This window comes from Akkermansia massiliensis, assembly GCF_023516715.1.
Lineage (GTDB): Bacteria > Verrucomicrobiota > Verrucomicrobiia > Verrucomicrobiales > Akkermansiaceae > Akkermansia > Akkermansia massiliensis.
In genome coordinates, this window is the sequence record NZ_JAMGSI010000003.1 from 36,280 (window position 1) to 48,896 (window position 12,617).

Annotated in this window: 9 protein-coding genes; all 9 read right to left on the reverse strand. The window is 49.6% G+C overall.

The genetic code is table 11. The features are described from left to right. Positions 1–59 precede the first annotated feature (59 nt). On the reverse strand, positions 60–833 hold the full coding sequence (locus M8N44_RS13175) for an ion transporter (protein WP_102729099.1): 774 nt from the start codon (positions 831–833) through the stop codon (positions 60–62). Between the two features lie 8 nt (positions 834–841). Further along, entirely contained in the window at positions 842–1,201 is a 360-nt protein-coding gene (locus tag M8N44_RS13180; protein WP_102729100.1) for an arsenate reductase family protein, read from the reverse strand. Positions 1,202–1,355: 154 nt separating this feature from the next. After that, on the reverse strand, positions 1,356–2,762 hold the full coding sequence (locus tag M8N44_RS13185; protein ID WP_102729101.1) for an MBL fold metallo-hydrolase RNA specificity domain-containing protein: 1,407 nt from the start codon (positions 2,760–2,762) through the stop codon (positions 1,356–1,358). A 251-nt stretch (positions 2,763–3,013) separates the two neighbouring features. Beyond that, complete coding sequence (locus tag M8N44_RS13190) at positions 3,014–3,313, reverse strand: hypothetical protein (RefSeq protein WP_146021200.1); 300 nt, start codon at positions 3,311–3,313, stop codon at positions 3,014–3,016. A gap of 133 nt (positions 3,314–3,446) precedes the next feature. Continuing rightward, on the reverse strand, positions 3,447–3,638 hold the full coding sequence (locus tag M8N44_RS13195; RefSeq protein WP_146021201.1) for a hypothetical protein: 192 nt from the start codon (positions 3,636–3,638) through the stop codon (positions 3,447–3,449). A gap of 328 nt (positions 3,639–3,966) precedes the next feature. After that, positions 3,967–4,383 carry a hypothetical protein gene (locus M8N44_RS13200; RefSeq protein ID WP_102729103.1) on the reverse strand — a complete coding sequence of 139 codons (417 nt, stop codon included), beginning with the start codon at positions 4,381–4,383 and terminating at the stop codon, positions 3,967–3,969. Continuing rightward, a complete protein-coding gene (locus M8N44_RS13205; RefSeq protein WP_180976199.1) occupies positions 4,353–10,358 on the reverse strand; it encodes an RHS repeat domain-containing protein in 6,006 nt (2,001 codons plus the stop codon). Before M8N44_RS13205 ends, M8N44_RS13200 begins: the two co-directional genes overlap by 31 nt. Positions 10,359–10,825: 467 nt before the next feature. Continuing rightward, positions 10,826–11,125 (reverse strand): Sec-independent protein translocase subunit TatA/TatB, encoded by a 300-nt coding sequence (gene tatA, locus M8N44_RS13995; protein ID WP_102729105.1) that lies wholly within the window; start codon positions 11,123–11,125, stop codon positions 10,826–10,828. Between the two features lie 57 nt (positions 11,126–11,182). Next, a complete protein-coding gene (locus M8N44_RS13215; protein WP_102729106.1) occupies positions 11,183–12,610 on the reverse strand; it encodes a tetratricopeptide repeat protein in 1,428 nt (475 codons plus the stop codon). Positions 12,611–12,617 lie beyond the last annotated feature (7 nt).

Below are 12,617 nucleotides of genomic sequence, written 5' to 3' on the forward strand. Positions count from 1 at the left end.
TTCAAGCCTGTTTCAAAAATCCGTGGAACGGAGCTGAACGCCCCTTAGGAAGGTGCAGACTATTTGGGTTCCTCCTCTTCACCGCCGGATTCAGCCGCGGTCTTGTCCGCAGGGCGCTTGCGGCGGTGCGCGAAAACGTTCTCCTGCTGCCACACGCGGGAAAAGGCGGACGTGATGAGCCCCGTGGAAATGGCGATGATGGACACGGCAATGAACATGATCACCCCGGTAAAAATGCGTCCCATGGGCGTAATAGGCACCAGATCGCCGTACCCCACCGTGCTCAGGGTCTCCACGGCAAACCACAGGGCGTCAAAAAAGGAGCGGAACTTCTCCGGCTGGGCATCGTGCTCCGCAATGTAAATGCCCAGGGACGTGACGTACAGCATAAACAGGATCACGGAAAAGAACAGGAAGAACTCATCCCGGATCAGGTAAAAGGCCTTTTTAAAGCTGGCTGCGGTTTGATTAAACCGGGCCAGCTTGAAAATGGCCAGCACACGGACAATCCGCAGGGAATAAAGAATCTGCCAGTCCGCCCCGAAAAACATGCCCAGGAACGGCACGCAGACAATGAAATCCAGAATGCCCATGCCGCTGAAGATATAAGCCTTCCGCGGCTTGGCGCACAGCACCCGCAGGATATACTCAAACACAAAGAAATAGCTGATCCAGTAATTCACCTTGGCCGCAATCCGGCCTACCAGCGGATGAACGTCCGGAATGGCATTCAGCGTGTACAGCATGAACCATACCAGAATCAGCACCCTGACGACGTTCTCCCAGGGGCCGAAATTGGCTGCGCCTTGCTTGGTGCGGGTAATCAGGGGCATGGCGGGAATCAGGAATGAAGGGCGGCTTTCCACTCGTCAGCCTTGAAGCCGACGCAAATCCTCCCGTTGGTGATTAGAATGGGGCGTTTGACCAGCATACCGTTGGTAGCCAGCAGAGCCACCTGCTCCTCCAGGCTCATGCCGGGAAGCCTGTCTTTCAAATTCATGCTCTTGTACAGCAGGCCGCTGGTATTGAAAAACCTCTTGGACGGCAGGCCGCTCTCTTCAATCCAGGTCCGGAGCTCCTCCGCCGTGGGGTTTTGCTCCACAATGTGGCGGTCCTCATAGGAAACGCCCTGTTCATCAAGCCATTTTTTGGCTTTCTGGCAAGTCGTGCACTTGGGATATTCAATAAACAAGGAAGACATACCTGCACGCTAGCCCCGTAAACACACCGGGTCAAGCGGCCAGCACAGCCATCCTGCCGTCATGACTTGATTGGAACACGCCGGGCGCCTCCGCCATGAAAGGCGGCAAACCCTGAAAGAAACCGCAACAGGAAGGCCCCGGCGCTCCGGAACGTCAAAGCACCATGGCGCTTCCCAGTTGCGCGATGGAAACGGGATTGGGCTGCCGCTCCCTGAGCGCCTCCGCCAGGGCGCGGGAGGCCTTCTCCTCCCCGTGCGCCAGAATGATATTTCTCTTGGGCCCCCCGGTCTTGTCAAAATATTCCAGCAGCTCTCCATGGTCCGCATGGCCGGAAAAGGAGTCCATCTCCCGTATCCTGGCCCGGACAGTGTACTGCTTGCCCAGGATGGGAACCTCCTTCCACCCGTCCATGATCTTGCGGCCCAGCGTATGCTCCGCGCAATAGCCCACAAAAAGGACCGTATTCTTCGGGTTGCCGATGTTGTTCGCCAGATGGTGAAGGATGCGCCCGGCCTCACACATGCCGGAGGCGGAGATGATGATGGCCTGCCCGTTCATCTTGTTCAGATCCTGGGATTCCCCCACGGAACGGATAAGCCGCAGCTGTTCAAAACAGAACGGATCCTTTTCCCGGAACAGAAAATCATACACCTCCTTGTTGAAGCACTCCGGATGAATGCGGAAAATCTCCGTGGCGCCCACGGCCATGGGGCTGTCCACATACACGGGCAGCAAAGGCAGCGAACCTTCATGATAAGCCCTGTTCAGCAGGTAAAGAAGCTGCTGGGTGCGCTCTACCGCAAAGGCGGGAATGTAAACGCGGCCGCCCAGGTCCAGGGCCTCCCTGATCACCCTGCAGAAGGCTTCGTCATCACGGGAGGGGGCCTCATGGAAACGGCCGCCGTAGGTGCTCTCCATCAGCAGAATGTCCACATCCGGAACGGGCACGGGATCACGCAGGAGTTCATTATCCCCCCTGCCCACGTCTCCGGAAAACAGGAAGCGCTTCTTCCGCCCGTCTTCCCGGTCCTCAATATCCAGGCACACCTGCGCGGCGCCCAGAATATGGCCCGCATCATAAAACGTGAGCGTCACGCCCGGAACGACGGGGATGGAGCGTTCATACCCGATATTCACGAACTGGCGCATGCACCGTTCCGCATCCTGTTCGGAATAAGTGGGATAAATCTCCGGCTGCTGAATGCCCCGGCGCTTGTTCATCTTATTAATGAACGCGCAATCGTGCTCCTGGATGCGGGCGGCGTCCGCCAGCATGAGCTGGCAGAGATCCCGGGTTGCAAACGTACTGTAAATATTCCCCTGAAACCCCTGCTTCACCAGATTGGGAAGATTGCCGGAATGGTCTATGTGCGCGTGGGAAAGAACCGCCGCGTCCACCTCCGCCGGAGAAAAATAGGGAAAATCCTTGTTGATGTGCCAGGCTTCCTCACGCCGCCCCTGGTACATGCCGCAATCCAGAAGAATCCTGCTCCCGTTCACCTCCAGCAAATGCTGGGACCCCGTCGTCGTACCCGCCGCGCCGCAAAAATGAATTTTCATTAATACATGTGTACAACAAGCCCCCGGCCAACGCAAGAAATCAGTGCCTTCCGGGATGATGAATTTCATGTGTCCGTGCTCACAATTTCAAGTTCCCGGCATTGGCTCTCACCCATCACAATTCTTCATGCCCACGCTGCACGTTTTCCTAAAACATTCTTACACCGCACAGGGGAACCCCAGACTGGGAAAAGCAAAAAGCTGTTCTCTCAATTCTGAGAGAACAGCCTGTCAACAATGCTATTGGCTCCTCATGAAAGTCCAAGAGCAAAGACAATCAAAAATGGAAGAAACCATAAAATAGATAAAGCCACAGCTATAATAAAATCCATCTTCTTTTTATCTTCAATAAGTCCACATACCCCCCACAACAAGCTAAGAATAGGACCTCCAACCATTATCAACCCAAAAAACATCATGGCCAATTCAGTCAAGTTGCTCAAATCCATCCATTTTGGAAAACCATAAAAACGGACTCCCACGCTCGTTCCGCACAAAAGCAATGTAATGATCCATGATGCTAGTACAGGATAGTATGATTTTATCTTCATTTTTAATAGGATGCTTTTAAACAATCACAAAGGGCATTTTTGATCTGGTTGCCTCTTTCTCTTAAATCTTCGTCATTCACCCCAGGATCTGTGACATAATCTGGATCCTTCTGCTTTTGTGCTCTTACCTTTTTTAGATAATCATCAACTCCTTGACGAAAAGCGTTTGCATGAATCTGATCGCGCTGTAATTTTCTAAAGATTTATCTTCATTACGTGGAAAAACTACACCATTTTCCGCATAGGTCAAATCATCTATGACATGACTCAAGATGATAGCTGAAAATTCTATAGCTCCTTCATCTGTCAAAATTCGTTGCTTCACGTCTCCTGGTTGTATGGCTCGACGCACTCCAGAACATACCTGCTATTCTGCAAAGAATTCTGGCTAGCATATCTTGGCACCGTGGTTACATAAATATTAAAACACCCATCTCTCTTTGTATATAACATATCACTCATAATCCCAACCTTGTTGATGCACTAGATCGCCTCACGCCTCTCCTGATACATGTCACGTGTTCTCCCTAAAAATCTCACAATGCCGAGGGTGAACACCAGACTAAGGAAAAGCAAAAAGTCTGTTCTCTCAAAATGAGAGAACAGACTGTCAACAATGTTGTTTGCTTTTCAAAAAAGATCAAACGAAAAAATCAGAGAGGCAATATTCTCATTCCTCTACGAGGCATTCCTATGATAGGCTGATCGCATTCCCCTTTCTCATATAAAAAAATAAAATCATTTGTCGTTTTAACTTCAAGACCGTTTTTCCAGTTTATATATTCCTGGGAATCCGAGTATGCTACATACGTCCAACCCTGATAATAAAATCTTATATTGACGTGATTATCTAAAAAAATATCACCTATATCAAGAAAAATGCCCAATCCTGGTATTATGCTCAAATACCAAGGCGTTTCCTTCTCAATAGATATTTTAATTTCATCAATTTCATACTTTTCAATTGACCTATAGTACAATATCAAGGATAACAAAAGTTGCAAAATATAAACAAAAATAATTATCTTTGTAATATTGATTATTTTTCTTGGCAAAATCTTTTTCTCCATGTATCAGCTATTTTACTTTTATTTTTATTCCATGTATCTTTGTCAAAATAATGTGATTTAAAAACTTTAGACAAATCCTTTGCGGCCCCAGCAGCAGCTCTATCAGATTCCACCTCTGCTTCACATTCCTGCTGTCTCGCACCAGAACGAATTAACGATTCTGCAAAATCCATTAATTGGGCAGCTCTTGCACCTAATTGTCCTTCGTGAAGCGCCCATGCAAAATGACGAGCATTATTGGCACCATTCGCGGCCATTTCCGGCTTAAATCCAACATTTTTTTGATTTCTCGGCGTATTCCCATGCATTAACCTTTTGAGAGTAGCATCTTTATCTCCATTAAATAAATTGTCAACATTATTAAATAATTTACTTCCTGTTTTCATTTCTTTATTCAAATCTTTAGCCAATTTTTCTGAAACTTGATTGACAAAATCTCCTTTCTCACTTCCATCTGACAAAGCTTGAAGGAAATCGTTGTAATTGTTCACTGATGGATCATTTGCCAATTGTTCAAGTGCTTTCGCAAATTTTTCACAAAAACACTCATCGACCTCACCATCACCATTTTTATCATATTTTCTATCAATATTCTGTAAAATATCATCTGCCTTAGGATATGATGGCTGAGAAGGCGTTTGCGAAGATCCTAATGCAGAGGGAGGTAATGTAGAGCCATTACACAAATATGGTTTATAGTCCGGAGACAACCCCAAAATGTCAGTATACCCTGAAACAAAATTATCATTAAACACATATTCGTTGATAACACCTGATACTGAAACAAAATCCCGATTAATCCATCGACCATCCAGAGGGTTGAGATAGCGGTAGTTGTAATAAACCATCCCCAGTTCATCGTCATGATATTCCGACGAGAAACGGAAGGGATTGACCAGGGCCATGTCTCCTTCAGCTTTGATAACGGCTCCGTAGGGAGCGTATTCATACAAGGCACGGCGCCCGGCCTTGGAACCGAAGAGAGCAATCGCATTCTTCATCCGGTCGTGCGTGAAGTACAGGTTTTCCGGATTACTGCCCATTCCATCATAGTTCCGCATGGCGAGAATACGCGTAGCTGTGGTCTCTACAGGATCCCACAGGTAGGTTTTTTTCAAAATGGGTAAAACCGTTTCATCCGCGTTTGCGGCATCCAGTTCTGCGATTTGCAGATAGTCCTTGTAAATGAAACGTTTCCGGGAAACGAGATTTTCTCCGTTGTATACAGATTTTTCCACACGCCGGTGCAGGTAGTCGTATAAACATTCAATGCGCATCTCACCCTGTACAAATTCAATGGCCTGGTTGAACGCGTTGTAAGTAACGCTCCATTCCCCGGTAGCCGTTTTCACCTTTGTCTGGTTACCTTCCAAATCATATTCCGGCAGGAAAGGAGTTTGCGTTCCTTCAATAATAGATACATACTGATTAAGTTCGTTGCTGGCATACACAGAAGAATCTGCGGTTCCTTCCCGGCCAGTTATCCGGTTGCCCATGTTGTCATAGACATAGCTGTATGTTCCACCCCGGCTCATTGCGTCGGCAACAAGCTCTCCCCGTTCATTATACGTATAATTATGTGTCAAATCGGGATTGGGAGTGTTGAAGTAATCCATTTTTGTCATGGGACGTCCCAGGATATCATAGGTATAATCAACCTTTGCGGGATAATTCTGCCCTCCGGGCCGAAGATAATCTACTTTAATGAGCAAATTCCTCTTTTCTTCCCGCGTATACCATCTTTTGAGGGTATTAGGGTAGGAAAGCGTCTCCAATAGCCCATGGTTAACATTGTAACCGTAATTAAAGGGAGCTTCCAAACCATCCATGGAGACATTCCCCAGCCTTCCCTTGGTATCATATCCATAGGAAACGGCCTGTACGGTTTCCTCCCCGCAAAGAAGGCTGTAGCCTGCAGCACGCCCCAGAGAGTCGCGAGTATTAGAGAGGACACAGGAAACAAGTCCTTGCATCTTTTCCGCCTCCAGTTCATTGTACTGGTTGTATATAAATTCCCGTGTCCCGGAGCCGTCCGAAACCGAAACAGGCATGCCGAGGTAGTTGTAAGAATAAGTGACCGGAGGCGTTTGCGTAGTAGAGGAATCGTCACAGATGACAGAGAGAAGTTCCCCGGTGAGCGGAGCATAAGTCCTTATTGCTGCGAGGGAACGGGGATTGATACTCCTCTCCAGCCGGTTCATGGAGTCATACTCATAGTTGGCGGAAGTTCCATCAGCATAGGTCTTGCTAAGAAGCAAACCGGTGGACGCGTCATAACGCCAAGTAGTCGTATCGCCATCCGTACGTTCCGTGGGATCTGAAACAATGGCCTCTTCCCCAGCCCGGAAAGTGGTCAGGGAAACCACGTTGTCCGCGTCATCATAGGCATAAAGGGCTGGCTGGACACCTGTACCGTATTCAGCAATTTTACGTCCCCGGCAGTCATAGGAGAAGCAGACCGTATTTCCCAAGGCATCCGTCACAAACGAGGGTTTTCCTGTGGCTGGATCATAGGATGTCGTGGTAACACCACCCATGGCGTTCGTTACCTTGACGGAGCGCCCGGCGACATCCTGCTCCAAGATGGTAGCATTGCCGCGGACATCCGTATTAATCAGTGTTAAACCATGTTCCGTATAAATGCGGGCGTGGGTGGTCGCGACGCCTGCCAGATCTGTTCCTGAAATCAGGAAACCATCTATCAAAACATCCTCCGCCATGGTATTGGAAGCTGGAGTTTGCCGTTTGATAATTCGTTTGGCGGATGTTGAATATTCCGTCCATGTAACGCCTTCATTACCCCGTGTATCCCTAATCACGGTTTTTCCGGCCAGGGTGGCATGAGTTGATGAAATGAGACTGATTTCCGAAGTCCTGACAGGGGCCCCTTCCGGCGTATAAATGGTAGAGGTCTCTTTCAGATAGACTCCATCTGATCCATCCTCAAAAGAGACAGCCCATTCCGTAATGCGGGAGTTGAGTTTTGTAGGGGAATCATCCAGCTTGACAGTTTCTCTGATGAGGTTTCCCATCGTATCATAGTCATAAAGAATGGGGGCCAAACCAACCGTCTGCTCCTGTGTTTTTTGCCCCTTTTCATTGTAGACATAGTCGGTAACAATCCATCCTCCTTCCGTATTGGGAAGTTCTTTCTTCACCGTCTGCCCGAATCCGTCCACGGTTTCCCGGGAGAGTACGATGCCAGCGCTACCTTCCGGGGAAGGGGTTGAAATGGTGGTGCGGACTCCGTTCTTGAGAGCCTCCACCATATAAATCAAGTGCCGCTGTCCTGTTCCTGATTGCTCCAGAAGAGTGCCGTCCGCGTGCTTCCGTGTGATAAGAGTAGCTCCTGTGGGAGTTGTTTCAGTTGTGGTCAATCCGTCTTCACTATAAGAGTAGGTTGTTACGCGCCCCAGTTTATCCGTGTAGGAAACACGACGTCCCAGCAAATCATAGCTCGTCCTGGTGATGGTTGTCATTGGACCGATGTCTACACGAGTTTCAAGAATACGGTCCATCGCATCCCTGGTATAGGAGGTGATCATTTCCGGAGTAGTTTCTGTTGCGGAGCGGATAACTTCTACAAGCTGCCGGGCCGTATTGTAGGAATAGGTAGTGAGAATACCGTCTTCATCCCGTTCCCACAGAGGACCGCAGCACATCATTTCACGTTCTGTAATACGGCCATTGGCGCGCGTGCGTTTAATCCAGCGGTTTTCACAGTCGTATTCGTAATCCATGGCTTCAACCAGCTTCCAAGTACCGTTAGAAAGCAGAACGTAATCTTCTATCCGCATGTCATTTCCCTGAGCAGAGACATAACGAATTTGACGCGTGCTTTGACCATGAACAGCTTTCCCCGATACTTGCGTTTCTTTCGTAACTTTGTAAAGAGATCCGTAAGAGTTATTGGGCTCATAGGTATAAGCTGTCTGTACTCCATTGATATCCCGGTGGAATTTAATTCGTCCTTGGGCATGGGGATTGGGAGCGGTGCCCAGCCAGGTTTCTGTCGCCTCAAACTGTGTTTTACCAGACCCAAGAGCCGTGGTCCGTTTTTCTACGCGGCGCACATGATTGACTGTGGAGTATTTGTAATTGATACGCCGGTACTGGGTAGCATTTCCTTCTTTAACAAGGGCGATGCGTTGATGGTCAATGTCCGAATCATAGAAATCCCCATCCTTATAATACGTATAGATAGCCTTGCGAGTGCCTCCGGCCCATGGCTCATACGAGACAGTGGGGCGGCTGTGCGTATCATAACCGCTAGACCAGATATTGTCTTTTGTGGAGGCGTTCTTATCCACTACATTGCCGCGCCCGGCATCGTCATAGGAATAGGTAGTCTTCCGGGAGATGGGACTGCCGTAAGCCATGGTTTTGTCATTTCTCTGCGTTCCTTCATCCGTCTTAGAGAAAGTTTCTGAAGTGCATGAAACTACCTCTCCCTCCATTCCTCTCTTGACTTTTGCAGTAAGCCTATAGCGGTTGCCTCCAAGTTCTTCTCGCTCTACCAGTGTGACAATCTCGTCTTCTCCGGTGCCTTTTGACATGCTCCAGGCGCCACCAGCCTGCCACCAAGATACCACATAAGGGGGACGACCAGCCGCCCGCTCTGTAACAATGATGCGGTCACGTTCTTCGTTGGGGCCAATATCAAAGGATTTGAAAGGTTCCCCTGTGAGCTGATACAAACCGGTGGAATTGTCTTTAACTCCTACCTGGTTTGGAAGATACAGGGCGATGGAGTAACCATTTTCACTAATATTTTCGATATTTGCCACCCCATCCCACAAGTTCCATATCTGACGCAGACTCCCGTCTTCAGCTTTTACAATATCAAGGTAACGGGCAAATTCGGAAGAAGAAATCTGTTTACCGGACCAAGTGTTATAACTGGAAGGCATTCCTGAAACAGTTGAATAAATAGTGGAACTTTTGGTATGTGTTTTAAATTCTATGTGGGAGGTTTCTCCCGAACTTCCGTATTGAACCCGGGCGGAGGTGGTTGTACCGGTAGAAACTCCGGCGCCGAAGATGGAATTGCCGTCTCCTCCGATGAGGTAATGATGTTTGCTTGTTCCGGAGACAACTTTCACCATGGTGTTGGGCTGGCCGATATAGCTGGAGCCGGATGGTTTCTCCAGACGACTTGCCATCGGATGATTGTAGGCAAGAGAGTGGATTGACCAAGCCGTTTCTGAAAAATTTTTGGCCGTAATTTCAAGCATGCCTCCCGGTACGCCTCCCATGCCTCGGAAGGTACCGAAATTCGCCTGCCAAAGCATGTTGTTCTTGCTAATGGTAGCTGTGATATTTTTACCGCCGGAAGAACTGGCCCATTCTGCCGAGCGGATTTTCCGAGAAGCAGGGGCCCCTTCCTCTCCGCCCGGCTGCGTTGTATTTTCGTTCTGAGCTCCTTTCTGGCAATCGCAGTCATCTCGCTCACAATCTCCGGCATTGTCTTCATTGTCTTCCGGAACAGCTTTGCCCGGACTGGCATTCAGGCTAAATTCCAGGAAGGCTTTGTTAGCGTTCTTTTTATAGTCAATATTATCATAACTTAACGTAGCGCAATAAAAACCGGGAGGAAGTTTCCCGGAAGCAGAATCACTCTGTCCGGAGCTCCCCCCATTCGGCCCCTGCTCAGGCAAGCTGATTTTCAAAGGACCCATGGAAAATTCGCCTAAATCGTCGACGCTCAAGTCTGCTGTAACTTGAATGGGTTCCCTGGTCTCCCCTGATGGATCACCAACTTTAACTATCCAGTAAAAATCCTTGTGGAAACCTTCAGAAGGAGGGCCCTCTTTAATGGATTCATGAATATTTTGAGGTTCACCAGTGCGCGTACGGGTAGCGGGAATGTAATATTTAAAACCAGGACATTCCTCAGCAAGAATCATGTTGGAGGAATCGGATCGGGATAGGGAATTTCCATTATCCCTGCTGTTATCGAATGTTTGTTCGTTCATCGATGTTGTTTTGTTAGATATTGATAAACAAAATATTGAGACTTGCATCACGATAGTATGCGTATTCTCAATAAGTATTCTCTGTAGCATACTTCTTTTTCAAGAATCAACGGAAAGAGTTGCCGGGTAATTCATGCCTGCAATGGCAGGAGAATAAAATTCGCATTGCGTTATTTTCGCAATCTCATTTTATAAGAGGAATTCTTTTCTTATTCCGCTTCATGGTTCACGTTCCAGCAGAAAAATCCATCCCCCTTCTCTTTCGCATATCAGTAAAATAAATAAATCCCGCGTATGATTCATCAAGAATTTGATCAAGTGGAATCTACGACAAAGAATATTCCATGGAATCAACCACGGAATATCGGAAAAGAAGGCTGTCTGCTACCAATTGAAGGTAACAGGAAAAAGTTAACAAAAAAGGCGGGGAAATCCCCGCCTGCTCAAGTTTTTTATCAGATGAAAACCTACTTACTCTCCTTTTTGGTTTCCGCCGGCTTCTCCGCTTCCACGTCAATGGGCTGGGAAAGCTCGGGAGAGGGGCGGGACTCCGGCTTGGAAGCGGGAGTATCGCTCATGGTTTCCTTCTCCGTCTTCAACAGCTCCTCTTCAAACTCGGACTTGGCCTTCTTGAACTCTCCCAGGCTCTTGCCCAGACCGCGGGCGAATTCGGGGAGTTTCTTAGCGCCGAACAGCAGGAAGACAATCACCAGAATGGCGATAATCTCCGGCGTTCCCAGTCCAAAAATAGCTAACGTGTTCATCATGGAGTGCTACGGTCTTTTTAACAGATTTTTTTCATGCCGGATACCTCATAATACGCTTCATGCGTCATCAGAGGATTGCTGTTCCTGTTTTTGCTGCTCCGCAAGCCTTCTGACGGCAAAACGGTGGAAACGCCAAACGACCAGGAAGATCACCAGGGAAAGCGCCGCCATGCTGCCCCACAGCAGCCAGAACGCGGCGGAAGCCGCCCCTTCGTCCCCCAGTTCTCCGGCCTGGTTCCAATAATAATAGGACAGCACCGGATTCCAGGACATGGAACTGCCCGGCAGAAGATGGAGGCGCGCCATGCGGTTCATGGCCGGCAGATAAGCCGCCTGGGCGGATGCTTTCATCAGGGAATCCCCCTGCGCATCATCGCCCCGCGTATAATACACCTGGGCCAGCATATACATGGCCTTGGGGTCCCCCGTTGCGTCTGCCGCGCGCCGCAGCAGCCTGTAGGCTTCATCCGCATCCAGTTCCCCGCCCTTCCCGTTCTGGAGCAATTCCGCGGCCTTCAGGGCGGCAGGGGGGTAACCGATGGCAGCGGCTTCACGGTACAGGGCCAGCGCACGCGCTGCCTGTTCTCCGGAAGGAGAGCCTTCCATCAGCATGTCCGCCAGGGCAGCCATGCTGTACGGATCCTTCCATTCCGCGCCTTTTTCAAACCAGTTGAGGGCTTTTTCCCGGTCAGGGGGCATATACTTACCGTCCCGGTACATCATGCCCAGTTCCATTACGGCGCCCAGATCCTTCCGGCCAGCCGCCTTTTCAAACCATTCCACGGCCTTGGCCGCATCCTGCGGGACGCCCAGACCATCCCGGTACTTGAACGCCAGAAGCCCCTGCGCCGTCAGGTTGCCGCTTTCCGCAGCATGAAGGAGGTACGGAACCGACTTTTCCGGAGAGCTGTCCGGAACCAGCTTCCGTTCATAAACAAGGGCCGCCCACAACGCCGCCTTGGAATCGCCGGCGTCAGCCTCTTTCCTCCATGTTTGGAGGGCTTTTTCATAATAGCGGGCCGCCATTTCCTCATTCTTCGGACCGCCTGTTCCCTTGGAAGCCATTACAGCCACCTGGTACTGTGCCGCGGCATTGCCGCCGTCAGCGGCGCGGGCAAACCAGTACCGGGCCTTTTCAAGATTCCTGGGGTACAGGCGGCTGCCTGTATAAAACAGCTTGCCCAAATCCAGCATGGAATCCACGTCCCCGCCATTGGCCTCCTTCTCCGCCAGGGAAACGTATTCAGACATCCATTTGGACGTCTCCGGGGCATTCCCCTCCACATCATAATGCACTGCCAGCTCCCGGGCGGCAGCTTTATCCCCGTTATGGGCTTTCTCCTGAAGACTGGACAGGTACGTCCCAAAATCCCCCTCACCGGCAGGAGCCGGGGAGGGAGCATCCTGAGACGCATGAAGCGGAGGCTGAACGAGGCACAGCCCACACAATCCGGCAAGGAGCCACCATTTGCACTGCTTCTTCATACCGGAA

What these genes read in the sequence shown, in the direction of transcription:
- M8N44_RS13215 (WP_102729106.1), bottom strand. Translation starts at nt 12,610, where the DNA reads ATGAAGAAGCAGTGCAAATGGTGGCTCCTTGCCGGATTGTGTGGGCTG.
- M8N44_RS13185 (WP_102729101.1), bottom strand. Translation starts at nt 2,762, where the DNA reads ATGAAAATTCATTTTTGCGGCGCGGCGGGTACGACGACGGGGTCCCAG.
- M8N44_RS13200 (WP_102729103.1), bottom strand. Translation starts at nt 4,383, where the DNA reads ATGGAGAAAAAGATTTTGCCAAGAAAAATAATCAATATTACAAAGATA.
- M8N44_RS13190 (WP_146021200.1), bottom strand. Translation starts at nt 3,313, where the DNA reads ATGAAGATAAAATCATACTATCCTGTACTAGCATCATGGATCATTACA.
- M8N44_RS13205 (WP_180976199.1), bottom strand. Translation starts at nt 10,358, where the DNA reads ATGAACGAACAAACATTCGATAACAGCAGGGATAATGGAAATTCCCTA.
- tatA (WP_102729105.1), bottom strand. Translation starts at nt 11,125, where the DNA reads ATGATGAACACGTTAGCTATTTTTGGACTGGGAACGCCGGAGATTATC.
- M8N44_RS13180 (WP_102729100.1), bottom strand. Translation starts at nt 1,201, where the DNA reads ATGTCTTCCTTGTTTATTGAATATCCCAAGTGCACGACTTGCCAGAAA.
- M8N44_RS13175 (WP_102729099.1), bottom strand. Translation starts at nt 833, where the DNA reads ATGCCCCTGATTACCCGCACCAAGCAAGGCGCAGCCAATTTCGGCCCC.